The sequence below is a fragment of the Haloarcula sebkhae genome (assembly GCF_014647415.1).
GTDB lineage: Archaea > Halobacteriota > Halobacteria > Halobacteriales > Haloarculaceae > Haloarcula > Haloarcula sebkhae.
Map to the genome: position 1 here is coordinate 804,674 of NZ_BMPD01000001.1, position 21,607 is coordinate 826,280.

Consider the following 21,607-nt stretch of genomic DNA (forward strand, 5'->3'; position numbering starts at 1 on the left):
TTGTGCGCAGTCGTCTCACGGGCATCGACGAATCAGCCGAACGGTCGAGCTATCGACCGGGTCAGCCCCCTGGCACGTCGGCCGCCAGATCTTCGATAGCTCGCTCTAGCTCGTTGCCGCGCTTCCAGGCGGCGATGCGGTCAGCGAAGGGGAGTGGCAGGTTCAGCGAGACGGTCGACCGCATCGTGAGCCGGGACCCGTTCTCTTCCGGGGTTACGGTAATCTGCGTCTCCAGATGGTCGAACGGGCCGACCTCGCCCTCGGCGGTGTACCGGAGCCCATCGTCCCGGGATTCGAAACGAAGCGGGACAGACATTCCCGGGCCAGCGGCGGTGACGAGCGTTCCCGTATCAGTCTCTTCGACGGCCGTTACTGTGAACGTCCCTTCCGCCGCGACGACCGCTTCCGGCGAGAGCGTGCGGTGGACAGCTGGCGGCCGCGCCATCACGAACCGAGAGCGTTCGACCTCGCGCATACCAGTCCACATGCGCACCGGGGTGGTAAATCACAGGGCCAGCGGAGCCGAGATGCCGACCAGCAAAACGGCGAAGCCGACACCGATGTAGATGAGGCGCTGAAAGCGAAGCTCCGGGGCGATCTGTACCGAGGGCGGCGGCGCAGTCCAGACCAGTCGGTGATACGAAACGGCGGCGACAGCGACGGTCCCGGCTGTCGAAACGATCAGACCGGCCCAGATGGGAAGCCCGTAGGCAAGGCCGTATAGCGGGCCGACCGAAAACAGCAGCATCACCGCCATCGCAGTGCAGACGAGAAACGGGACCGGGTCGACCGGATCCCCATGACGATTTGGAACGTTCATACGTTGTGTTGGGCTCCGAATGTGTTTAGTTGCGCGACTTGGCCGCGCCCAGCCATGGCGAGCGAGTCGAACCCACCGAACACTGCCAAAGAGCTAAGGGCCGTCCCGTCCGTGTTCGTGGGCATGAGCGACGCGAACGGGTTCGAGGAGGGGGCAAGCGGGTCACAGGGCGACCCGCGGGTACTCATCGCGATGAACGTCGTACTCTCGACGGTATTCGCAGCCACGATCGTCTGGGGGCTGAGTGTCATCGGCGCAGCGGAACTCACGGCGATCAACGTCGCGACCGGCGCAATACTCCTGTTCGCGCTGACCTACGCCATCACCCTCCAGTAGCGGTCCGGCGTCACGCTCCTGTGGCGGTTCGACAGCGCGACTGCGACACTCGGCTCACTCGGGGTCGTACGGATGGACATCATCCACCGCGGGCGCGCCGACGACGAGCGTCCGCACTGGTTCGGTCGCCGACTCGGGGTTGTGCGCCCGCTGGGGGCTGTCCGGCTCGACGACGAACGCCTCGTCTTCCTCGACCTCGTAGGTCTTCTCGGGCGTCTCGACAGCCAGCGTTCCGGAAAGGACGTAGAACAGTTCTTCCTGGTCGTCGTGATAGTGGTACGCGAGCGGAATGTCCTCGCCGGGGGCGACCTCGTAAAGGTTCACGGCCGCATTTTCGAGGTCGGCTGCGTCACTTATCGACCGCTGGATACTCGGACGGTCCGGTGTCGGTTCGATGTCGTCGACCGCGAGGTGGTGATAACCCATGTCATCCCTGTCGACAGCGACCGACCTAAAACAACTGCTCCCGCGAGTACTCAGTCCGAGGCTTCTTCCGCATCGACCGGTTCCGTTTCGCCGGTTTCGAGGCGGACGACGCGAGCTTTCATGATACGGGTGTTCTCGACCTGTTCGACGCGGATCTCGACGCCGTCGTAGGTGATGGTCTCGCCTTCCTCGACCAGTCGGCCGGCGCGGTTGAAGATGAAGCCAGCGATGGTCTCGAACTCCTCGCCTTCGGGCAGGTCCAGATCCAGCGCCTCGTTGACCTCCTCGATGTTGACCTCGCCTTTGACCGTGACCGTGTCGTCGTCGACGTACTCGATCGGCTCTTCCTCCTCGCCTTCGAGTATCTCGCCGACGATCTCCTCGGTCAGGTCCTCCATCGTCACCAGCCCCTCGGTGGTCCCGAACTCGTCGATGACGATGACCATGTGGAGGCGCTCGGCCCGCATCTCGGTCAGCAAGTCGTCGACGTTCTTTGACTCGGGGACGTGCAGGGTCGGCTCAATGAGGTCCTCAAGCTCCATATCGCGGGCCAGCGCCTCGCCGTAGTTGAGGTCCCGAACGAGGTCGCGGATGTGGATGACGCCGATGACGTTGTCCAGACTTCCCTCGTAGACCGGAATACGGGCGTGACCGCTCTGGATACACGTCTCAAGGGCTTCCTCGACGGATGACTCCTTGGCGACGGCGGTCATGTCCAGCCGCGGCGTCATCACTTCCTTGGCGATGGTGTCGTTGAACCGGAGCGTACGCTGGAGCATCTCGCGTTCGTCCTCATCGAGGACGCCCTCGCGCTCACCTGTCTCGATGATGTCTTGTATCTCTTCGCGGGTGACATAGGAGGTCTCGATGGCGGAACGGCCCCCGGTGATCTTGTTGACGACGCGAGTGAGGTAATCAAACAGCAGAATAAGCGGGAGCAACACCCTCTCGGCAGCCTTGAGCGGCTTGGAGATGCGCAGCGCCCACGACTCGGTGTTCTCCACCGCGTAGCTCTTTGGCGCGCTCTCGCCGAACAGCAGCACGATGGCAGTGACCCCGAACGTCGCGATAGCGACAGCCAGCCCCTGGCTCTCAACGTACATCGCAAGGAGTCCAGTAGCGATGGACGACATCGCGATGTTGACGAGGTTGTTGCCGACGAGAATCGTCACAAGCAGGCGGTGGGGGTCTGATTTGAGTTGTTTGAGCGTCTTCGCACCCGGGACGGCGTCCTCGACGAGCGCCTCCGTCCGGTGTGCAGGCAGCGAGAACATCGCAATTTCTGAGGACGAGAAGAACGCTGAGAGGACAACCAGTGCGACGAGCGTGACAATACCAGCGACGAGCACCGCGTCTTTTGGTATTGGGACGCCGACGATTTCGACGCCCTGCAGCATCGCTGTAGACAGCTCAAGCGGCGCAGGTGGATCCAGGGCCATCAACGGTCGAAATTGTAATGGGCGAGGATTAAGGCTTGTCATGGAGGGGTTGCCAGCGAAGCCCTTACCCGGCTTTCACGCGTATCGCCGCATAGAGTATGAGCGAGTCCGACATCACGCTGTATCGGCTGCAGGCGTGTCCGTTCTGTGAGCGCGTCGTCCGGAAGCTGCACGAATACGGTCTCGACTACCAGTCGCGGTTCGTCGAGCCGATGCACGCCGACCGCGACGTAGTCAAGCGACTGTCCGGCAAGCGGACCGTCCCGGCCATCGTCGACGAGAACACCGGCGTCACGATGTCCGAGAGCGCGAACATCGTCGCGTATCTGGAACGGACCTACGGCGAGGGTGAGGAGACCGCAGGGGGTGTGGCCTGATGGACCTCGACTTCGATATCGTCGATCTCGACCCGGTCGAGCATCCCGAAGAAGGCGACACCGCGCCGGATTTCACACGCCCGCTCGTCAACGACGAGTTCTGGGAAGACGAATCGCTCGCGTCGGTCTGTGCCGACAGCGACCGGGTCGTCCTCGTGTTCCACGCGATGGATGGCGCGTTCCCGGCGACGTACATCTGGAACGAGATCCGCGACCGCACGTGGCACGAGCAGGCCACCGTCGTGGGCGTCTCAATCTCGACGCCGTACGAACACAAGCAGTTGCTCGAAGAGCGGGAAATCGAGGGTGACTACCGGCTGTTCTCGGACCCCGCCAACGGCGTCGCACAGCAGTACAGCATCGACATGGACCTCGACGGAATGGCCGGTATCGAGGAGCCGCGTCCGTCGGTGTTCGTCCTCGATAGCGACCGGACTATCGAGTACGCGTGGGTGGCGCAGGAATGGCCCGACTTCCCGGACTACGACGAAGTCGAAGCCCAGCTCTAACGATGACGACAGTCGACGACGCCGCGGCGGCAGTCCGCGACGGAGAGCTTGTCGTCTATCCCACGGAGACAGTGTATGGTCTCGGCGCGGACGCGCTCGACGCTGCTGCCGTCGAGCGGGTGTTCGAGGCGAAGGGCCGCGAGCGCGACAAACCGGTGTCGATGGCCGTTCCCGACGTCGAGTCCGCCCGCGAATACACGCGCCTGAGCGACCGTGAACTGGCGTTCATGCGGGAGTTCCTCCCCGGACCGGTCACTGTCGTCGTCGAACGCCGCGACGCGGTTCCGGACGTGCTGGTCGCTGGTCGAGACCGCGTCGGGGTCCGCATCCCCGACCACGACCTCGCGCTCGAACTGCTCACCGAAACCGGGCCACTCACGGCCACGAGCGCTAACATCTCCGGGAACCCGAGCGCGCGCTCCGTCGACAACCTCGACGCGATCCGCGAGCGTGCTGCCGTCGTCCTCGATGCCGGAGAGACCGACGGCGGGACCGGGTCGACGGTCGTGAACGTCGACAGCGGGACGGTTCATCGCCGCGGCGCACGCGCTGACGCCGTCGAGTCGTGGCTCGACGACCGGGACTGACACCTGTCGCTGTCCGGGTGGCTGTCCGCCTTAGCGTAGCATTGACCGTAGCGACCGCGTTTTCACCCCGCAGTCGTCGCTGAACTCACAGGGCTTGCACTTGGCGTCATTTCGAACCCGCCCCGGCGGCCCATCGATGCTTTCGGCGGTTCTGACCGCGCGACGGTACATACCTGCTCGCCGCGTGTTCACCTCGATGCGTCGGATCACGCCGTACGCCGGATACTCGGCGTAGGCGATGTCGATGTCACGCTCGCGCTCCCAAGAGAGCGCCTTCGCGGCGGCGACAAGCCGAACGGTTTGGGGCTCCCAGACCCCCTCCTCCGGCGGTCGACCGGCGAACACGAGCGACGGCGCGGGACCGTCCTGTCCGGCGACGATCTTGTGTGCGATCCCGCGGGCATCCTTCCCTTCGAGATACGCGTCGGTCGCCGTCGGGGCGACCAGCGCATCCCAGTCAGCCAGCCGCTCTCGAAGCCCTCTGAGGCGGTCGCGATACTCGTCCGGTGCCACTTCGATGGGGGCTGCCAGCAGGGCGGCATCATCGGTCAGCAGGCGCTCGTACTCACGGGCGAGCCGGCGAACCGACTCGATTTCGTCGGGAATCTCGCTCGCCCTGTCACGGCGGCGGTAGTAGAGCTTCCGCGGGCAGTAGGCAGCCGTTTCCAGTTCCCTGAACGTGTGGGTCGGCATGGCTTTGCGTGGTCGTGTTCCACTACAAGAAGGTTCGGCGCGCCGCTGGCTGTTGAAACAACTGCGCAATTGGCTACCCCTGCCACGACTGGAGACGACTACAAAAGGTATCCGAGGGTCACATCGACACGTCAGCGCCGGAGTCAAGCGAATCGATGTCTTCAGTGGCCTCGTCGAGGCCGTCGTCGCGGAGGCTGGCGGCGTGCTGTGTCGACAGCCCGGCGTCGGTCAGTACGTCCTCGAACTGGCTCTGAAACCGGTGGGAGACACGGCGGGCGGCGTCCTGTGCGGCGACGACGCGCCGGTAGTGGGCGGCCCAGGACTCATCGATATCGAACTCGGCCGCGAGTTCGGCGACCGACGGGTCGTCGGCAGCGACGCGACGGCGGAACTCGGGCAGGTCAAACGGTGCCTCTGTGTCCGCCTCGCGGAGGAGATGCAAGTCCAGTCGCGCCTCGACCACGTCGGACCCGTCCACGCCGATTTCGGCTGCGATAGTTCCGTCGTCGCCGCCCTCGTAGAACAGTCGGACCACTGTTACCAGGGATTCGTCGTCGAGGTCAGTCCGGAACTCGTATTGCTCGCGCATCCGCGCGATGACATCACCGAGTCGGTCCGCGACACCGGTCTCGTCAGTATCGGCCAGGGACCCTCTCGACGCCTCCTGAGACTCCGTCACAGCCTCCTCGTCGGAGACGTCCATGAAGATGTCACGGAGTTCTTCGGTCTTCTCGTCCATCGAACATGAAACTACTTCTCGGGAGTCATATATCTGTCGGATGGGTAACGTAACGCGAGGAAACTTTCAACAGTTGCCAAATTCTCGCAAGACCGCGACGGGGCGTGGCAAGATTTAAGCGGACACGCAGCACGTGTTAGCGTATGTCATCTATACTCCAGACGACCACGCGCCCGACGTTCTGGCGTATCGGCGACGTGGGGAAAGTGCTGTTCTACTATCTGGCAGCGCTCGCCGTCATCGTCTTTCTGTACGGTGTGTACAACCGTGTCACCCGCTATGCCCAGGGCAGCGAGGACCCTTTCGAGCGCCTGGACGAACTGCCCCAGCGGACGGTTGCAGCGGCACGGTTAGCGCTGTCAAATCGGAAGCAGTTGGACCGCGACACCGTCGCTGGCGTGATGCACGCGTTTGTCGTCTGGGGCTTTCTGACGCTGCTCATCGGAACGACGATTCTAGGTATCGACATCGACCTCTATCGACCGTTGACCGGTGAATCCTTCTTCGTCGGCCAGTTCTACCTCTCCTATTCGTTTGTCATGGACGCGATGGGGCTGCTGTTCGTCGTCGGCGTCGGTGTCGCGCTGTGGCGACGCTACGGCCGCAAACTCGACCGCCTCCACGACCGCCACACCTCCCGCGAGGACGACCTGTTTCTGGGCGCGCTGTTCGTGCTGGGCGTCGGCGGCTACCTCACCGAAGGCATTCGGATTCTCGGCACCTCGACGGTCCGGGATGTCTCCTTCGAGACGGTGAGCTTCGTCGGCTGGTCGGTCAAGGAAGTACTCGTCACGGCTGGGATGACACCGGAGATGGCAGCGGGCGCGTACCCCTTTATCTGGTGGAGCCACTCGCTCGTCGCACTGTGGTTCGTCGCCTGGATCCCCTACGCGAAGCCGTTCCACATGCTCTCGTCGTTTGCCAACCTTATCGCCCGTGACGAGAAGGCCGGGGTGCGACTACCCGGCGTGCCAAGCGACGCGAGTCCCGACGAGATCGGCCCTAGCGAGATCGACGACTTCTCGTGGAAACAGTTGCTCGACCACGACGCCTGCACTAAGTGTGGCCGGTGTTCGTCCGTCTGTCCGGCGAAGGCATCCGGGCGGCCGCTGGACCCGCGGAACGTCATTCTGGACCTGAAACGCTACCGCGAAGATCGCGACGCCGGCGGCGAAGACGTGCCCATCGTCGCCGACGGCGGTACCTCGGTCATCGACGCCCACACAATGGAGTCTTGCATGTCCTGTATGGCCTGCATGGACGCCTGCCCGGTCGACATCGAACACGTCACGCAGTTCACCGAGATGAACCGTCGTCTGACCGAGGCCGGCGAGATGGACGAACACGTGCAGGACGCGATGATGAACGTGTTCCAGCACGGCAACACCTTCGGCGACCCCGAGCGCGCCCGGCCGGACTGGACCGACGACCTCGATTTCGAAGTTCCGGACGCTCGTGACGAATCGGTGGAATACCTCTGGTACGTCGGCGACTACCCCAGCTACGACGAGCGCAATCAGAAGATAGCACGCGCGCTGGCTCGCGTCTTCGAGGCCGCCGATGTCGATTACGGCATCCTCTACGAGGCCGAACAGACCGACGGCAACGACGTGCGCCGCGTCGGCGAGGAGGGCCTCTACGAGATGCTCGTCGAGGACAACGCCGAAGCGATTCTGGACTGTGAGTTCGAGTCCATCGTCACGACGGACCCCCACGCCTACAACACGTTCATGAACGAGTACCCCGAGTTCGAGGCCTGTGAGTGGGGCGAAGACGACGTGTTCCACTACACGCAGGTCGTCGCCGATCTCGCCAGTGCCGGCGCGCTCGGCCTCGCCGGGACCGAACTGGACTACACTGTCACCTATCACGACCCGTGCCACCTCGGGCGGTACAACGGCGAGTTCGAGGCCCCGCGGGACCTCATCCGCGCGACCGGGGCTGACCTCCACGAGATGCCGCGCAACAGGGACGACTCATTCTGCTGTGGCGGGGGCGGTGGCGGCCTCTGGATGGACCTCGAAGAGGAGTCGAAACCCAGCGAGGAGCGTCTGCGCGAGGCCCTCGAAGACACTGACGCGGGCGCGGCCGTCGAGAAGTTCGTCGTCGCCTGCCCGATGTGCATGACGATGTACGAAGACGGGCGCAAGACCGGCGGGTACGAGGACGACATCGAAATCGTCGGTGTGACGGAGTTGCTCGCTGAAGCGGTCAGCGAAGAGAGAGTCTGATCGGCCGGATATAAATTTCCAAGTAGCTGAAACGAAAAGGACCACTATGGCCCTCCTCCTCCTCATCGGATTACCCGGCGCAACGGAACTCATCGTCATGGTGATGGTACTAGCGATGTACGTCGGACTGCCAGCCGCCGGCATGATACTCATCTACAACTTTCTCGACGGCAAACGCGGCTACGAGAAGCGTATTTCCGAACTCGAAGGCCAAGTCGAGAGGCTCGAATCCGAGCTATCCGATGAGTAACAACTGACCCGATATCTTCCGTTTGTTGACTTCCTGAGATAGATACGAACGTCGAACTGATGCCATCGGCGTGACCGAACTGCTGACACAAGCGGCCAACAGGGCCCGGCTCACAGCCGTTCGCAGACCTGTTTCCCGCTCACCACCTCCGGGATTATCACCTCGTCCGCCCCAACGCGGCGGGCTACGGTCTCGTCCTGCTGATCGCCGGCTCGAACGATGAGCCGGACAGTGGGCGCGAGCTGGCTCGCCAGCACCGCTATCTGGATGTTCGCGTTCGTGTCGTCGATTGCGCCGATGACCGTGTCAGCTCGCTTGACACCCGCATCTGTCAGCGCGTCCTCGCGGCTCGCGTCGGCCTCCAGCGCGAGATGGCCGTCGTCGAGCGCTCGCTCGTACTGTTCCGACTGCTGTTCGATGACGACCACCCGGGTATCCGTATCGCCGATCTGCTCCGCGACGGTCTGTCCGAACGTCCCGTAGCCACAGACGACGACGTGATCGTTCAGGTCCTCGATTCGTTGAGCGATTTGCATGCGTGTGAGTTCCGTCTGAATCTGGCCACCGAAGGCCGCCGACAGCGCTGTCTCACCAGTCCACAGACCGGCGACGACGAGACCGGTCAGCACTACGATGGCGTAGCCCTTGACCAGCCTCGCAGGCCCGTCGTGGCTCTGAAAGTGGAGTTCGATGCTCGTGGGGTCGAGCAGCCAGAACAGCGCGTTGATGACGCCAACCCCGCCGAACGTGACGAAACCGACCACGCCGGCAACAACGAGCGCGACGAACGCGAGAACCGGTTTCGAGAGTTGCCGGAGCAACGACCGGTCCGTGTCTGTACTGCTGTCGCTGCGTTCCATTGCTGTAGCTGTCTATCGAAGGTCGCGACACAGCGCCGCCAAAACCGGCGCTGACGTGGTTCGCCGCCGATCTCAGTCTGTCAGTGTCTCGGCGGGGGATGTGTGTTGCACCTCGGCGAGCGCGGCGTCGCCGCGGTCCGTGTTCGGCACGCGGTTCCGGTCCGGGTAGACCCGTTTGACACAGTCAGCACAATTGGTGACAAGTACCATACTTCGTGGTCAGGAGAGCTAGCATATGTATGTTGCCGGAATATGGCTAGACCAAAATTAATGGCATAATATACCATTAATATGTATCCAGGTTCAGGCTGGCGGTCGCGTCGACTACCCGATTCGTCGCTGCTTGCCAGCCAAACCCTTAACGCCGCCAGACACCCACAGCGAAATAATGGAGGTCGCACTGCTCACTGTCGGTGACGAACTGCTCGCTGGCGACACGGAGAACACGAACGCGTCGTGGCTGGGCCGCCAGCTCACGGCCGCGGGAGCCACCGTCACCCGCGTCCTGACTGTTCCCGACGAGGAGGCGGTCATCGCCGACGCCGTGGCCCGGTATCACGACGCCTTCGACGCGGTCATCGTCACCGGCGGCATCGGCGGAACGCCCGACGACATCACGAAGGCCGCCGTAGCACGAGCGTTCGACCGCGACCTCGTCGTTCCCGACGACGTGCGGGCGCACCTCGAAGCGAAAGCCGAGCAGTTCGCCGAAGACAACCCCGAGATGGTGGACCGGTACGACATGGATCTTGACCTCGATGCGTGGGCGTCGGTCCCCGAGGGTGGGCAGGCACTACTGACCGACGAGAGCTTCGCCGCCGGCTGTGTCATCGACCGCGTCTACGTCCTGCCGGGTATCCCCGAGGAACTGAAGGCGATGTACGAGACCATCGCCGACGAGTTCGACGGTGACCGGACGACAGAGACGATCCACACACCTGCACCCGAAGGTGCGCTCGTCACCCACATTACGGCGGCCCGCGAGCAGTTCGCGGTTGCTGTCGGGAGCTATCCGCGCAAGGACGACGCGCCGGGGCGGGTGAAGATTACCGGCGACGACCCGGCGACCGTCGCCGACGCGGCGGCCTGGCTCCGCGAGCGAATCGAGACAGAGTAAGTCGGTAAGCGGTGGGTTCATGCCGGCCACGGACTGAAAAGGCAGTATGAACCTGACACAGCGCCCGCGTCGCCTGCGAACCGACGGCGTGCGATCGCTGGTGCGTGAAACGGATCTCACAGCGTCGGACCTCATCGCGCCGGTATTCGTCGACGCAACGACCGACGAGCGCGTCCCCATCGAGACGATGCCGGGCCACGAACGGGTCCCCGTTTCGGACGCCGTTGATCGCGTCGAAGAAGTTCTCGAAACCGGCGTCGAAGCGGTGATGCTGTTCGGCGTCCCCGAGTCGAAAGACGAACGCGGGAGCCGTGCCTGGGCTGAGGACGGCGTCGTGCAGGAGGCCACGCGCCGAATTACCGGCGAAACAGACGCCTACGTCATTACAGATGTGTGCCTCTGTGAGTACACCGACCACGGCCACTGTGGCGTTCTCGAAGACGATGCGGCCGAGGACCCGCGGCTGACGGTGCGCAACGACGAGACGCTCGACCTGCTGGGGAAAATCGCCGCGAGCCACGCCGCGGCCGGAGCCGACATGGTCGCGCCGTCGGGGATGATCGACGGCATGGTCGGCGCGATCCGGGAAGCACTGGACGCACAGGGTGACACCGACGTGCCAATCATGAGCTACGCCGCCAAGTACGAGTCGGCCTTCTACGGCCCGTTCCGGGACGCCGCCGACGGCGCACCGGCCTTCGGTGACCGGCGGCACTACCAGATGGACCCCGCGAACGCACGCGAGGCCCGCCGCGAGGTCGACCTCGACGTCGAGCAGGGCGCGGACGTACTGATGGTCAAACCCGCCCTGCCGTATCTGGACATCGTCAAGGAGGTCCGGGAGTCCTACGACCACCCAGTTGCCGCCTACAACGTCTCCGGCGAGTACGCAATGTTACATGCCGCCGCCGAGAAAGGATGGCTCGACCTCGAAGCAGTCGCCTACGAGTCGCTGCTGTCCATCAAGCGCGCCGGCGCAGACCTGATTCTGACCTACTTCGCCGAGGACCTCGCAGACGACCTCTGAGCGGGACCAGTCCCCGTGTGTACCCGTTCGAACCGCGCCCGTGGAGCGGTCCAGCGAGCGACAGGTCCCTAACCTATTCATGTGCCAGGGGCGGAGTGGCTGTATGCAGCGACAGTCCCTCCTCGTGGCGGTTGTCGCCGCGATTGCGCTGCTGTCGTTCAGCGTCGGCGCCGCGAGCCTCGACGCTGCCACCGGGTCCGATCAGGCGGAAATGACCCGGGACGACAGCGAGATAGACAACCCCGACGGACAGGGCCTCAGCGACCCGCCAGGTAGCATCGATCCGCCCGAGAGCGAGAACGGTGCCCGCGCGTTGCTGCCGAGTGTCCCCGCCCCGGCAGTCGGTGCGCTCGCCGTCGGCCTCGCGGTCGGGCTCGCGGTTCTGTGGCGACTGGCCGGCCAGAGCCGGACGATCGACGAAACAGGCGGCGAGACGCCGGCCGTCGCAACGGCGGAGTCCGCCAGCAGCCCGTCGCATAGCGCTGCCGAGATCGATATCCCGCTCACAAACGACGTGTACCGCGCGTGGGCCGCCCTCGAACACGCAGTAGCCCCGGACCGCAGTTCCTCCACGCCACAGGACATCGAGACAGCAGCAACGGGAGTCGGGGCCGACCCCGACGCCGTCGCCTCGCTACGGTCGGTGTTCGAGCGGGTCCGCTACGGCCGTGACCAGCCGGACGCAGATCTGGAATCACAGGCCCGCGAGGCGCTGGAACGGGCGACCGATGACGCGGACGACATCGCAGCGAATCCCGACGATGTGGGCGACGAGTCCGGAACGGAGGCCGAGACGTGACACTGCGTCGGGTTCCGCTGGCGCTCGGTCTCGTCGCGACAGCCGTCGGCGTCGGCCTCGCCGCTCTCGGTGCGCCGCTGTTGCCGGCCGGCGCTGTCTCGGACCTCCCGATACTCGCCGCCGCCGTCTTCGCCGGCGGTGTCGCGCTGCTGGCGCTCCTCGTTCGCTCTCTCGACAGCGAACGCGGGATGGCGCTGCCGGACACTGACAGCCAGTACGTCACCGTCCCCGGCGACGACATCGACCAAGCGCTTGCTGCTGGGGCTGGACAGGAAGCTATCCGACAACGTGTCGAGGGGGTCGCGGTCACCGTCCTCCAGCGTGGCGGCCTCTCGCCGGAGGAGGCAACGGATGCGCTCCGGTCCGGCGCATGGACGGACAGGGAGCCGGCCCGGGAGCTGTTCGACGGGACGCCGATTTCCCTCCGTGCGCGGCTGTCCGGGTGGCTCTCGGGCGTCCGCCCGTTCCAGCAGCGTGTCGCCCACGCGACGGCCGAACTCCGGCAGCGCGACGAGGAGCGATGAGCGAGGTCCATCGCACCGGCCGCTGGTTCGGACTGGCCGGGGCCGCGCTGGTCGCCGTCGGCGTCGGGCTCGTGGGGCAGGTCCCCGCGCTCGTGTTGCTGGGCGGGCTCGGGGTCACGCTGAGCGCGTACGATCGGGTCGCCGTCCCACCGGCGGCGGACGTGTCGATACAGCGGTCGATCACACCGACCGAGCCAGCGCTCGGTGAGCGAGTGACTGTCGCGCTCACGGTCCGCAACGACGGGTCGCGGACGATTCCGGACCTGCGGCTCGCCGACGGCGTCCCGGATTCCGTCCGTGTCGTCGAGGGGTCGGCGTCGCTGGGGACGGCGCTGCGCCCCGGCGCGTCGACGACGATCACCTACGAGATTACCGGCGGAACGGACCGCTGCGTGTTCGACCCGGCGACGGTCGTCGTCAGGGACGTGGTCGGCGTCGTCGCCCGACGCACGTCCGTCACGGCCGAACCTGACACCGTCACTTGGGAGCAGCCGGCCAGTTCAGCGCTATTGCCGCTGGTCCCAGCGGTGGCTCGCCGGCCCGGGACGGTGCCCGTCGATGAGGGTGGCGAGGGAGTTTCCTTCTACGCGGTCAGGGAGCACCGCTCGAACGACCCGCTCTCGCGCGTCGACTGGAACCAGTACGCCCGCACCGGCGACCTGCGAACCGTCGAGTTCCGCCGCGAACAGTCGGCGACGGTCGTAGTCGTCGTCGACGCCAGATCGGCCGCCGCACTCGCGCCGCGTCCGGACGCCGAGACGGCAATCGAGCGGTCCACGATGGCCGCCGTCGCGCTCGTCGAGGGGCTCCCTGAGGATGGCCACGAGGTCGGCGTCACAGCGTATTCGCCACACGGAGCATGGCTCGCACCGGGCACGAGCGCTGCCCACCAGCAACAGGCCCGCGACCTGCTCAGGACCGACCGTGCGTTCGCCGCGACATCAGTCACCCGAACACCGGATACGACGAAGCTCATCGCGCAGTTGCCGACGGCGGCGAACATTGTCTTTCTCGGCCCGCTATGCGACGACGACAGCGAGGCGCTGGTCCGCCGACTCGCCGCCACCGGCCACCCGGTGACGGTCCTGAGCCCCGACCCGACTGCGACGGATACGGCGGGCCACCGGCTGGCGCGGCTCGAACGCCGCGAACGGCTCCGTCGGCTACGAGCCGCCGGCATCGCCGTCCACGACTGGCCCGCAGCGGAGCCGCTGGAACGAGTCACCGAACGGGTCCAGCGGGGTGGCCAATGATTACGCGAACTGGAGCCGTCTGCGGCGGTGCGGCGCTGGCGGCGGGCGTCGTGACGCTGTTCGTCGCCGGTATCAGCGCCGTCTCGACTGCCGCCGCCCTCGTCGGCGTCGTCCTGCTTGCTGGCGGGCAACTGATTCAGTCCGGCCGGCTGGTCGACCTCGCCAGCGCGTCGCTGTTTCTGGCGCTGCTGGTGGCCGCCCTTCAGGGGGCAACTACGACGACGGTACTGGTCTCCGGCGGCGCAACGGTGCTGGCCTGGACGTTTGCCCATGCAGCTATCGACCTGTACGCGGACCTCGGAACAGCACCCGGGACGCCCGTCGAACTCACCCACGTCGCGGGGACGACGGGGCTAGTCGGGGGGAGCGTCGTGGTGACGACGCTGCTCTTCCAGATTGACGTGCCACCGCTGTCGCCGCTGGCGCTGGCAAGCGTCGTGCTGGGCGCAATCGCACTCACCGCGGCGCTCAGGCGATAACGTCCCGGGCTGTGTCGGCCTCGGCCGGCTGTGGCTACTGGGACAGGCTACTTCCGGGACCACCGCAGCGACTACCGCGTCGGCTCGGCCGCGGATTCCGGGGCATCGAGCACCGTAAGCACGTCCTCGGTATCGGCGTCGGACAGTGGGAACCGGAGCGAGACGGTCGTCCATCCGTCGGTCCGGTCGTACTCGATGCCGCCGCCAGCGGTCTCGGCAACCCACCGGGCGAGCCAGATACCGAGGCCGCTCCCGTGCTGGAGGTTCGTGATGTCCGCGTCCTCGAACACGACGGCTCGCTCAGCGGCGGGAATACCGGGGCCGTCATCGAGAACACGGACGAACGCGTCGCCGTTGGCCTGTTCGGCTGTGATTCGGACGGCCGTACCCGGCAGTGTGTGTTCGACTGCGTTCTCGACGAGATTGTCGATGGCGTCGTAGACCGCCGTCCCGCCGGTGACAGGGAGTGTACTCGGAAGTGCCGTTTCGACCGGCGTGTCGGGACGGTAACTGTCGGCCACAGACCGGGCCAGTGCCGCCGCGTCGACCGACTGGTCGGCGTCCCCGTCGAGCGCGGTTTCGACGCTCCGGGCCTTCTCGCTGACGGCGGCGAGGCGGTCAGCCGCGTCGAGGGCGCGGGACGCGGCCAGCGAGACGGACGAGTCGGCTGCGTGGGCACGGACGTATTCGGACGTTCCGAACACGACAGAAAGCTCGTTCCGAAGGTTGTGCCGCAGGACCCGGTGGAGAACGCGGAGCCGTCGCTTTTGTCGCCGGCTGTCCGTCACATCCGTGTACATTGCGAACCCACAGCGGCGGCCGTCGGCCGTATCGTACGGGACGCCGCGATAGATGAACTCGCGGCAGCCGTCGGCTGTTTTCCGGGAGACGACGGCGTAGTTGACTTCCCCGGCGGCCGTTCGCTCGTCGTAGTTGACTGCCTCTTCGACGCGGTCGCCGGGAACGATGTACTCGTTGAGCGGTTCACCGACGATCTCGTCCCGGTCGTACCCGAACGTCTCGACGAACGCGGGGTTGACCGTTCGCACAATCGGGACGAAATTGACGATTTCGAAGCCGACGACCGCGTCCTGGATGAGGTCGAACAGGTGCTGAAACGGGTCGGCCGTTTCGGCCGTTCGGCAGCGCGAGCCGACCACGGACCCGTCGTCTGCGGTCGTGAGTTCAATCGTAACCGGGCGAGAGCGGTCGCTCTGGCGCAGTGTGACCCGGCAGGTCCGTGTCAGCCGGTCTGAAGCACTGCTGACGGCCTGTCTGGCTTCGGCCAGTGTCTCGCGATCCTCGGCTGCCACCAGCGTGTCGACGGGTGTGCCGACAAGTTCGGCAGGTGTTCGGTCGAGCAGTGCAGCGAACTCCTCCGTCGCAAACGTGATCCGACCGGTGTCGTCGATACCGAACATCAGTTGTCTCTGAGCCGGAGGAACGGTGGGCTCGACAGCCGTGAAACCGACTGTTTCGTCCCCACAGTGCCACGCGGCGAGGCCGTGAGCGTCAGGTACTCGCGGCCGTCAGTCTGTGTCAGCGTGAGTTCCTGATCGGCAGCACCCGAGTAGAACGCCGCAAGCGTGGCCGGGACCGCGTCGTCGTCGATGACGTTGACCACGGTGTCGTGGGGTTCGAAGACGCCGTCGTCGTTCTCGTACCGGGCTTCTCTGGCGGCCTGTTCGCCCATCATCCGTATCTCTCCCTGAATGTTGCCCACGATGACCAGCGGGGCGTCCCGTCTGTTCGCCGTCGTCTCGTTGGCGGTGGCGAGCGAGGTCCGTTCGAGGTCGAACACGTTGTATCTGGCGTCCCAGTGCCCGAACATGTCGAGGATGAACAGGGCGTCGTCGTCGAGCGCGTCTTCGAGCGAGTGGTCGGTCGCCGCGAACGCGGCGGCCAGCGTCGACCGGTCCAGTGACGGCGGCGGCGTCAGCGACACCGCCCGTCCGGCGGCGACAGCCGTCGCGCACAGTTGCGCAACGACCCCGTCGACCTGGGTCCCGTCAGCGTATCGGAAGACAGCCTGACCGCCCATGACGAGGCCACCGCCACAGAGGTCGTCGAGGCCGTCGATGCCGGTCGGGACCGTCGGCGCGTCCGCTAGTCGTTCCTGCCGGTCGGCCTCGGCAGCGGCGAGCACGTCGTCGATCTCGTCCAGCATCGCAGTCTGTTCGGAGCGGGCGGCACGTATCTCGGAGAGGTCGTCTTCGATAGCAGCGGCGCGGTCTGACACCGTCTCACACCGCTGGGCGACCGCTTCGCTCGTCGTCGCCTGCTCGTCGGTCGCCGCCGAGACGGACGCGATGCCGTCGGCCGTTTCCGCGACAGTGTCGGCCACGTCGTCGAGCCGCGCCATTGCCGTGGTGACCTGCTCGGCTCCGGTGTCGATACCGTCGATAGCTTCGTCGAGCTGGGCAACGGTGTCGTTGGTGGCGTCCCGAACCGCAGCCAGCGTCGTTTCGATCTCCTCAGCTTGCTGCTGGGACTCCTCGGCGAGCCCCTTGATTTCGTCTGCAACGACGGCAAACCCGTCCGTATCAGCGGTGTCGCCCGCCCGCGCCGCCTCTATCGAGGCGTTCAGGGCGAGCATATTCGTCTGGTCAGCGATGTGGTCGATGCCGGCCAGCGCATCGGCGATACGGTCGACCTGGTCCTGCAGGGCGGCCACCTCCGTAGCGACTGCCTGGCCCAGTTCGCGGACCTCGTCCATCGACTCGATGGCGTCAGCCGCCGCTTCCCGCCCGTCGTTTGCCGCGTCCGTCGCCCGCTGGCTCTGCTCGCTGACCTCGGTTGCGGTCGCAGCGATCTCCTCGATTGTGGCTGAAAGCGACGACACCTCGTCGGCGATCCACTGTGCGTCGGTTGCCTGTGCCGTTGCACGGTCGTCAATCGCCGCAAGCTGCTCGCCGACGGTCACCGACGCCGCCTGAACGACATCGAGTGCGCCCTGTGCGTTCGCGACTGCGCGTTCTTCTGTCACGGCCGTCGACTGGTCCGGAACGGAGGGATAATGGTCCGAAGCCATAATCAGCTATGAACCCTCCGAAGTATAATCGACTTGTACAGTTTATCGGCACATTGTGCCACGTCTCCCCACTGTTTTCCGGACATTTATACTAAATCCGAATCTGTGGTCGTGAGGTATAACCCTGTTGTCGCTGGCAACACCCGCCAGCCGAGAGCGCGCGCAAGCAAAAACGGCCTATTTGGCCCCCTGTGGCCGGAACTGGGGTCGACAAACGTCCAAAATTCCAGTGTGCATATACGGACTTTCTTTACGGAGAACAACCTTATATCCATAATATCATACCCTAATCTGGACGGTCGTCTACCACATCCCCTCTAATTTCCGTATTCATAAAGGCAAACCTTATGTAGTGCTGTTACCAGAGCCTTTCTCGTGAAAGAGTTGAAGAAGTTGAGCCAGAATGGGGGAAAGTTGGACATGCAGACGGCAGTCGATAACAAAACGAAACAGGTGAACTAGAAAATGAGCTACACTGCACTACAAGTAGATCCGACCGTACTCGCAGAGGGGGTTAACCTGCTGTGGGTCCTGGTGGTATCGTTCCTGATCTTCTTCATGCACGCGGGCTTCGCCATGCTTGAGGCGGGCCAGGTGCGCTCGAAGAACGTCGCGAACCAGCTGACCAAGAACCTCCTGACCTGGTCGGTCGGTGTGACGGTGTTCTTCCTGATCGGCTCAGGAATCAGTGCGCTGGTCGGCGGCAGCGGCTTCTCGCCCGCCTTCGGTGCCGGGGCCGCAAACGACTACGTCGGCTGGCTGTTCGGTGCCGTCTTCGCGATGACGGCAGCGACCATCGTCTCCGGTGCGGTCGCCGGACGAGCCAAGCTCCGCGCGTACATCACGTACACGTTCCTGCTGGCGGCGGTCATCTACCCCGTCGTCACTGGCATCACGTGGGCCGGCGCGTACATCAGCTTCGGCGGCGAGGCGTTCCACGACTTCGCCGGCGGGATGATCGTCCACGGGATGGGCGGCATCGCGGGCCTCACGGCGGCGTACGTCCTCGGCCCACGCATGGGTCGGTACAACGAGGACGGCTCCGCGAACGTCATTCCCGGCCACTCCCTGACCTTTGCCGTTCTGGGAACGCTCATCCTCGCGTTCGGCTGGTACGGCTTCAACGTCGGCACGGCGGCGACTGTCTTCGTCGTCGAGGACGGATCGCTTGCCCTCGGCGCGTTCGCGACGGTCGGCCGTGTCGCGATGACGACGACTATCGCGATGGCCTGTGGTGCGATGGGTGCCGGACTGGTCGCCTGGCTGAAGACCGGCAAGGTCGACACCCTGTACGTGGCAAACGGGCTGCTGGCCGGGCTGGTCGGTATCACGGCGATCCCCGACACCACGACGTGGTGGGGCGCAATCATCGTCGGTGCTCTCGCAGGCGGACAGCTGCCGGTCGTGTTCAGCTTCATCGAGAACCGGATGAAAATCGACGACGTCTGTGCCGTCTTCCCGGTCCACGGTAGCGCCGGTGTGCTCGGCACGCTGCTGTTCCCGTTTGTCGCCACGCCCGGCACGGTCGGGTCGGTCGCTAACGCCTTCATCGCACAGCTGATCGGCGTCGTCGCCATCGCGGGCTGGACGATTGTCGCAACCGGGGTCGTCTGGTACGCGCTCAAACTGGCCGGTCAGGCCCGGGTCACGCCCGAGCACGAGCAGGAAGGGCTGGATGTCAGCGAACACGGCGTCGAGACCTACCCCGAGTTCGGTGGCGGCGAAAGCGTTGTCGCCGATGGTGGTAAAATGAGTACGAACATGCGTACCGACGGAGGTTCCAAGGATGACTGACGAAAATGATGACTCTGAAATCAAGATGGTGGTCGCAATGGTTCGACCGGACAAACTCGGCGACGTGAAGAAGGCGCTGGCTGAGGTCGGCGCACCCTCGCTGACGGTGACGAACGTCTCCGGCCGCGGCTCACAGCCCGCAAAGAAGGGGCAGTGGCGCGGCGAGGAGTACGTCGTCGACCTGCACCAGAAGGTCAAAGTCGAGACAGTGGTCGCGGACATCCCCGCAGCGGATGTCGTCGACGCCATCGCCGACGGTGCCCACACCGGCGAGAAAGGTGACGGCAAGATATTCGTCCTCCCCGTGGACAACGCCTATCAGGTCCGAACCGGCAAAGAAGGCCCAGAGGCAGTCTGAGCCGACGAAATGGTCGATGATACCGACAGACAGGTAGTGAACGCACTGCTCCAGGACGGCCGGGCCAGCGCCCGTGACGTCGCCGCCGCGACCGGTATCGCGGCGACCACGGTGTCGCGCCGGATAGACGACCTGGAGGCGACCGGTGTGATCGACGAATACACCGTCGACATCGATTACGGGGCGCTGGGCTACGACGTGACCGCTGTGTTCCAGCTCTCCGTCGAGGGCGACGGGCTCGGACGGGTGGTGGACCAGTTACGTGATCGACGCGAAATGGTCGCAGTTTACGAAGTGACTGGCGACCACGACATCGTGGCCGTCGGGAAGTTCACCGACACGAAGTCGATGAACGAGCGGATAAAGACGCTGCTGACCGACGAGGATATCCGATCCGCCTCAACGTCAGTCGTACTGAATACGGTGTGCGAACACGAGCAGTTCCCGGTCGACGGAGCTGACACCTGAGGACGGCGTCTGTTTTTCCGACTGGCAATCACAGCAGTGAGTAGCGTCTCGTCTCGGTTTGGAGACCTATTGAGCGATGAAGCAAGGCTTAATTACAGCAGTAATAATATATTTTTCATCATGGATTGGGATGCTCGGGGGTCGACAGTGACGCGACGGGAGCTACTCGCAGCCGTCGGAGCGAGTTCGCTCGCCGGACTCGCCGGCTGTGGCGGGAGCAACCGTGCCGCGACACCGACAAGCAATGCGACAGGGTACGCGAATCAACCGGTCGACGACGACCAAGTGACGCTTGGCCTCACGATCCCGCAATCGGGATCGTTCTCGCCACTTGGTACCGGCCAACAGCGTGGATTCGAACTGGCCATCGACCACCTTAACGAGGGCGGTGGCTGGGTCGACACCGACGCGTGGCAGGCGCTGTCCGGGGACGGCATTCTCGGCCGGACGGTCGAGAGCGTCATAGCTGACACGGAGTCCAGTTCGGAAACGGCCCGGGACGTGGCGGAGACGCTGGTCGAACAGGACGGGGCCGTGATGATCGCCGGTGGCGGGTCGACAAACACAGCCCGGGAGTTACTCAAGTACTGTCCGACCCGCGGCGTGGTCCATATGCTCGGGTTCGCTCCGGGGACGAACGTCACGGGGATCGACTGCTCTCGATACGGATTTCAGGAGATGCACAACGGTCGGATGGCTGCCAACGCGCTGGTCCCGGTGTTGACCGAGCGGTTCGAAGGACGAACGGAGTTCTACCAGTTGCACGCCAGTTCCGATTTCGGCTTCACGCAGTCCGAGCAGTTCAAGCGCCGGTTCCAGTCGGAGAACTGGAGCGAGATGGGCGCGACGAAGACGCGGGTCGGAACGGAGAACTTCAGGCCGCAATTGGGGGAGGCCGTGGACGCTGACGTCGACGCCATCGTGTTGTCCTACCGCGGGCGTGACGCAGTCACCGCGCTGAACCAAGCGACGGACATAGTCCCGGAAGAGATGGACATCGTCATGCCGATCGTGAGTCGGCAACTGGCCCGCGATGTCGGCGCTGACATGGCCGGAATCGTCGGTACCATTTCGTGGGATTACAGCATCGATACACCGCTTTCAACGGCGTTTACCGAAGCGTTCGATGCGGCGTATGCCGCCGACGAGGTCCGGGTCCCATCGGACCAGGCCCGACTGGCCTACGCGCAGACGCTCCAGTACGCCGCGGCTGTCGAGCGGGCCGGGACGTTCGAACCGCCGGCCGTCATCCGTGAACTCGAAGGCACCACGTACCGGGCTGGACGCGGCGAGGCGACGTTACGGGCATGCGATCACCAGTCTATGGGACCCGTTCCCGTCGTCGAAGGATCCAGTCAGGGCCCCGAGGTACTCGACGTCATCCAGATTTCGACTGACATCGCGTACGGCTGCGAGGAGTATCCGGCAAGCGAGTGTACCGACCTGGGACCGTACGAACCCGAGACGGCCGACAGTTGAACGGCGGTGGC

General features: G+C 64.8%; 26 protein-coding genes. 16 read left to right on the plus strand and 10 right to left on the minus strand.

Annotated elements, in window-relative coordinates; genetic code table 11:
• Positions 1 to 61 precede the first annotated feature (61 nt).
• Entirely contained in the window at positions 62 to 475 is a 414-nt protein-coding gene (locus tag IEY38_RS04220; RefSeq protein WP_188975577.1) for an SRPBCC family protein, read from the minus strand.
• 30 nt (positions 476 to 505) lie between these two features.
• On the minus strand, positions 506 to 820 hold the full coding sequence (locus IEY38_RS04225) for a hypothetical protein (protein ID WP_188975580.1): 315 nt from the start codon (positions 818 to 820) through the stop codon (positions 506 to 508).
• 123 nt (positions 821 to 943) lie between these two features.
• On the opposite strand from IEY38_RS04225, the gene IEY38_RS04230 reads away from it, so the two are divergent.
• A complete protein-coding gene (locus tag IEY38_RS04230; protein ID WP_050037233.1) occupies positions 944 to 1,156 on the plus strand; it encodes a hypothetical protein in 213 nt (70 codons plus the stop codon).
• 54 nt (positions 1,157 to 1,210) lie between these two features.
• Here IEY38_RS04230 and IEY38_RS04235 read toward each other — a convergent pair whose 3' ends face one another.
• Together IEY38_RS04235 and IEY38_RS04240 are read right to left on the minus strand one after the other, a co-directional pair.
• The gene (locus IEY38_RS04235; RefSeq protein WP_188975582.1) at positions 1,211 to 1,582 is read right to left on the minus strand and encodes a cupin domain-containing protein; all 372 of its coding nucleotides are present in this window, start codon (positions 1,580 to 1,582) and stop codon (positions 1,211 to 1,213) included.
• Between the two features lie 50 nt (positions 1,583 to 1,632).
• Entirely contained in the window at positions 1,633 to 3,021 is a 1,389-nt protein-coding gene (locus IEY38_RS04240; protein ID WP_188975583.1) for a hemolysin family protein, read from the minus strand.
• Positions 3,022 to 3,119: 98 nt separating this feature from the next.
• Here IEY38_RS04240 and IEY38_RS04245 point away from each other — a divergent pair, with 98 nt between their 5' ends.
• Genes IEY38_RS04245 through IEY38_RS04255 form a run of 3 tightly spaced genes read left to right on the plus strand, consistent with a single transcriptional unit; the run spans position 3,120 to position 4,494 of the window.
• The gene (locus tag IEY38_RS04245; protein ID WP_129755778.1) at positions 3,120 to 3,398 is read left to right on the plus strand and encodes a glutathione S-transferase N-terminal domain-containing protein; all 279 of its coding nucleotides are present in this window, start codon (positions 3,120 to 3,122) and stop codon (positions 3,396 to 3,398) included.
• Positions 3,398 to 3,907: a redoxin domain-containing protein gene (locus tag IEY38_RS04250; RefSeq protein WP_188975585.1), complete on the plus strand. Its 510-nt coding sequence runs from the start codon at positions 3,398 to 3,400 to the stop codon at positions 3,905 to 3,907. The genes IEY38_RS04245 and IEY38_RS04250 overlap by 1 nt, the downstream gene beginning before the upstream one ends.
• A 2-nt stretch (positions 3,908 to 3,909) precedes the next feature.
• Positions 3,910 to 4,494: an L-threonylcarbamoyladenylate synthase gene (locus IEY38_RS04255; protein WP_188975587.1), complete on the plus strand. Its 585-nt coding sequence runs from the start codon at positions 3,910 to 3,912 to the stop codon at positions 4,492 to 4,494.
• A gap of 30 nt (positions 4,495 to 4,524) precedes the next feature.
• On the opposite strand, the gene IEY38_RS04260 is transcribed toward IEY38_RS04255, so the two are convergent.
• Positions 4,525 to 5,187 carry a CRISPR-associated protein Cas4 gene (locus tag IEY38_RS04260; RefSeq protein WP_188975589.1) on the minus strand — a complete coding sequence of 221 codons (663 nt, stop codon included), beginning with the start codon at positions 5,185 to 5,187 and terminating at the stop codon, positions 4,525 to 4,527.
• 118 nt (positions 5,188 to 5,305) lie between these two features.
• Positions 5,306 to 5,926, minus strand: coding sequence for a conditioned medium-induced protein 4 (locus tag IEY38_RS04265; protein WP_170096663.1), 621 nt, complete (start codon positions 5,924 to 5,926; stop codon positions 5,306 to 5,308).
• A 143-nt stretch (positions 5,927 to 6,069) separates the two neighbouring features.
• On the opposite strand from IEY38_RS04265, the gene IEY38_RS04270 reads away from it, so the two are divergent.
• Positions 6,070 to 8,157 carry a (Fe-S)-binding protein gene (locus IEY38_RS04270; protein ID WP_188975591.1) on the plus strand — a complete coding sequence of 696 codons (2,088 nt, stop codon included), beginning with the start codon at positions 6,070 to 6,072 and terminating at the stop codon, positions 8,155 to 8,157.
• Between the two features lie 46 nt (positions 8,158 to 8,203).
• Positions 8,204 to 8,407, plus strand: a complete 204-nt coding sequence (locus IEY38_RS04275) for a hypothetical protein (protein WP_188975593.1) — start codon at positions 8,204 to 8,206, stop codon at positions 8,405 to 8,407.
• Between the two features lie 110 nt (positions 8,408 to 8,517).
• Here IEY38_RS04275 and IEY38_RS04280 read toward each other — a convergent pair whose 3' ends face one another.
• Entirely contained in the window at positions 8,518 to 9,267 is a 750-nt protein-coding gene (locus tag IEY38_RS04280) for a potassium channel family protein (protein ID WP_188975595.1), read from the minus strand.
• A gap of 72 nt (positions 9,268 to 9,339) precedes the next feature.
• Positions 9,340 to 9,477: a hypothetical protein gene (locus IEY38_RS04285; protein ID WP_188975597.1), complete on the minus strand. Its 138-nt coding sequence runs from the start codon at positions 9,475 to 9,477 to the stop codon at positions 9,340 to 9,342.
• A 178-nt stretch (positions 9,478 to 9,655) separates the two neighbouring features.
• On the opposite strand from IEY38_RS04285, the gene IEY38_RS04290 reads away from it, so the two are divergent.
• The 6 genes from IEY38_RS04290 (at position 9,656) to IEY38_RS04315 (ending at position 14,466) form a co-directional block, all read left to right on the plus strand.
• Positions 9,656 to 10,384, plus strand: coding sequence for a competence/damage-inducible protein A (locus tag IEY38_RS04290; RefSeq protein ID WP_170096658.1), 729 nt, complete (start codon positions 9,656 to 9,658; stop codon positions 10,382 to 10,384).
• A gap of 46 nt (positions 10,385 to 10,430) precedes the next feature.
• Entirely contained in the window at positions 10,431 to 11,411 is a 981-nt protein-coding gene (hemB, locus tag IEY38_RS04295) for a porphobilinogen synthase (RefSeq protein WP_188975599.1), read from the plus strand.
• Between the two features lie 103 nt (positions 11,412 to 11,514).
• Entirely contained in the window at positions 11,515 to 12,210 is a 696-nt protein-coding gene (locus IEY38_RS04300; RefSeq protein WP_188975601.1) for a DUF4129 domain-containing protein, read from the plus strand.
• Positions 12,207 to 12,734: a DUF7269 family protein gene (locus tag IEY38_RS04305; protein ID WP_188975603.1), complete on the plus strand. Its 528-nt coding sequence runs from the start codon at positions 12,207 to 12,209 to the stop codon at positions 12,732 to 12,734. Before IEY38_RS04300 ends, IEY38_RS04305 begins: the two co-directional genes overlap by 4 nt.
• Positions 12,731 to 13,987: a DUF58 domain-containing protein gene (locus tag IEY38_RS04310; protein ID WP_188975605.1), complete on the plus strand. Its 1,257-nt coding sequence runs from the start codon at positions 12,731 to 12,733 to the stop codon at positions 13,985 to 13,987. The genes IEY38_RS04305 and IEY38_RS04310 overlap by 4 nt, the downstream gene beginning before the upstream one ends.
• Entirely contained in the window at positions 13,984 to 14,466 is a 483-nt protein-coding gene (locus IEY38_RS04315; protein WP_188975607.1) for a DUF7519 family protein, read from the plus strand. The genes IEY38_RS04310 and IEY38_RS04315 overlap by 4 nt, the downstream gene beginning before the upstream one ends.
• Positions 14,467 to 14,537: 71 nt before the next feature.
• Here the strand turns inward: IEY38_RS04315 and IEY38_RS04320 are convergent, their stop codons facing one another.
• Together IEY38_RS04320 and IEY38_RS04325 are read right to left on the minus strand one after the other, a co-directional pair.
• Positions 14,538 to 15,887, minus strand: coding sequence for an ATP-binding protein (locus IEY38_RS04320; protein WP_188975609.1), 1,350 nt, complete (start codon positions 15,885 to 15,887; stop codon positions 14,538 to 14,540).
• Positions 15,887 to 17,497, minus strand: a complete 1,611-nt coding sequence (locus tag IEY38_RS04325) for a methyl-accepting chemotaxis protein (RefSeq protein WP_188975611.1) — start codon at positions 17,495 to 17,497, stop codon at positions 15,887 to 15,889. Before IEY38_RS04325 ends, IEY38_RS04320 begins: the two co-directional genes overlap by 1 nt.
• A 465-nt stretch (positions 17,498 to 17,962) precedes the next feature.
• On the opposite strand from IEY38_RS04325, the gene IEY38_RS04330 reads away from it, so the two are divergent.
• The 4 genes from IEY38_RS04330 (at position 17,963) to IEY38_RS04345 (ending at position 21,596) form a co-directional block, all read left to right on the plus strand.
• Complete coding sequence (locus tag IEY38_RS04330; RefSeq protein ID WP_188975613.1) at positions 17,963 to 19,291, plus strand: ammonium transporter; 1,329 nt, start codon at positions 17,963 to 17,965, stop codon at positions 19,289 to 19,291.
• Positions 19,284 to 19,649 carry a P-II family nitrogen regulator gene (locus IEY38_RS04335; RefSeq protein WP_170096649.1) on the plus strand — a complete coding sequence of 122 codons (366 nt, stop codon included), beginning with the start codon at positions 19,284 to 19,286 and terminating at the stop codon, positions 19,647 to 19,649. Before IEY38_RS04330 ends, IEY38_RS04335 begins: the two co-directional genes overlap by 8 nt.
• 9 nt (positions 19,650 to 19,658) lie before the next feature.
• Positions 19,659 to 20,117, plus strand: a complete 459-nt coding sequence (lrp, locus tag IEY38_RS04340; RefSeq protein WP_188975616.1) for an HTH-type transcriptional regulator Lrp — start codon at positions 19,659 to 19,661, stop codon at positions 20,115 to 20,117.
• Between the two features lie 120 nt (positions 20,118 to 20,237).
• On the plus strand, positions 20,238 to 21,596 hold the full coding sequence (locus IEY38_RS04345) for a substrate-binding protein (RefSeq protein WP_188975618.1): 1,359 nt from the start codon (positions 20,238 to 20,240) through the stop codon (positions 21,594 to 21,596).
• Positions 21,597 to 21,607: the final 11 nt, after the last annotated feature.

Coding starts and splice junctions, on each gene's coding strand:
- IEY38_RS04220 (WP_188975577.1), bottom strand. CDS start 475: ATGCGCGAGGTCGAACGCTCTCGGTTCGTGATGGCGCGGCCGCCAGCT.
- IEY38_RS04225 (WP_188975580.1), bottom strand. CDS start 820: ATGAACGTTCCAAATCGTCATGGGGATCCGGTCGACCCGGTCCCGTTT.
- IEY38_RS04230 (WP_050037233.1), top strand. CDS start 944: ATGAGCGACGCGAACGGGTTCGAGGAGGGGGCAAGCGGGTCACAGGGC.
- IEY38_RS04235 (WP_188975582.1), bottom strand. CDS start 1,582: ATGGGTTATCACCACCTCGCGGTCGACGACATCGAACCGACACCGGAC.
- IEY38_RS04240 (WP_188975583.1), bottom strand. CDS start 3,021: ATGGCCCTGGATCCACCTGCGCCGCTTGAGCTGTCTACAGCGATGCTG.
- IEY38_RS04245 (WP_129755778.1), top strand. CDS start 3,120: ATGAGCGAGTCCGACATCACGCTGTATCGGCTGCAGGCGTGTCCGTTC.
- IEY38_RS04250 (WP_188975585.1), top strand. CDS start 3,398: ATGGACCTCGACTTCGATATCGTCGATCTCGACCCGGTCGAGCATCCC.
- IEY38_RS04255 (WP_188975587.1), top strand. CDS start 3,910: ATGACGACAGTCGACGACGCCGCGGCGGCAGTCCGCGACGGAGAGCTT.
- IEY38_RS04260 (WP_188975589.1), bottom strand. CDS start 5,187: ATGCCGACCCACACGTTCAGGGAACTGGAAACGGCTGCCTACTGCCCG.
- IEY38_RS04265 (WP_170096663.1), bottom strand. CDS start 5,926: ATGGACGAGAAGACCGAAGAACTCCGTGACATCTTCATGGACGTCTCC.
- IEY38_RS04270 (WP_188975591.1), top strand. CDS start 6,070: ATGTCATCTATACTCCAGACGACCACGCGCCCGACGTTCTGGCGTATC.
- IEY38_RS04275 (WP_188975593.1), top strand. CDS start 8,204: ATGGCCCTCCTCCTCCTCATCGGATTACCCGGCGCAACGGAACTCATC.
- IEY38_RS04280 (WP_188975595.1), bottom strand. CDS start 9,267: ATGGAACGCAGCGACAGCAGTACAGACACGGACCGGTCGTTGCTCCGG.
- IEY38_RS04285 (WP_188975597.1), bottom strand. CDS start 9,477: ATGGTACTTGTCACCAATTGTGCTGACTGTGTCAAACGGGTCTACCCG.
- IEY38_RS04290 (WP_170096658.1), top strand. CDS start 9,656: ATGGAGGTCGCACTGCTCACTGTCGGTGACGAACTGCTCGCTGGCGAC.
- hemB (WP_188975599.1), top strand. CDS start 10,431: ATGAACCTGACACAGCGCCCGCGTCGCCTGCGAACCGACGGCGTGCGA.
- IEY38_RS04300 (WP_188975601.1), top strand. CDS start 11,515: ATGCAGCGACAGTCCCTCCTCGTGGCGGTTGTCGCCGCGATTGCGCTG.
- IEY38_RS04310 (WP_188975605.1), top strand. CDS start 12,731: ATGAGCGAGGTCCATCGCACCGGCCGCTGGTTCGGACTGGCCGGGGCC.
- IEY38_RS04315 (WP_188975607.1), top strand. CDS start 13,984: ATGATTACGCGAACTGGAGCCGTCTGCGGCGGTGCGGCGCTGGCGGCG.
- IEY38_RS04320 (WP_188975609.1), bottom strand. CDS start 15,887: ATGTTCGGTATCGACGACACCGGTCGGATCACGTTTGCGACGGAGGAG.
- IEY38_RS04325 (WP_188975611.1), bottom strand. CDS start 17,497: ATGGCTTCGGACCATTATCCCTCCGTTCCGGACCAGTCGACGGCCGTG.
- IEY38_RS04330 (WP_188975613.1), top strand. CDS start 17,963: ATGAGCTACACTGCACTACAAGTAGATCCGACCGTACTCGCAGAGGGG.
- IEY38_RS04335 (WP_170096649.1), top strand. CDS start 19,284: ATGACTGACGAAAATGATGACTCTGAAATCAAGATGGTGGTCGCAATG.
- lrp (WP_188975616.1), top strand. CDS start 19,659: ATGGTCGATGATACCGACAGACAGGTAGTGAACGCACTGCTCCAGGAC.
- IEY38_RS04345 (WP_188975618.1), top strand. CDS start 20,238: ATGGATTGGGATGCTCGGGGGTCGACAGTGACGCGACGGGAGCTACTC.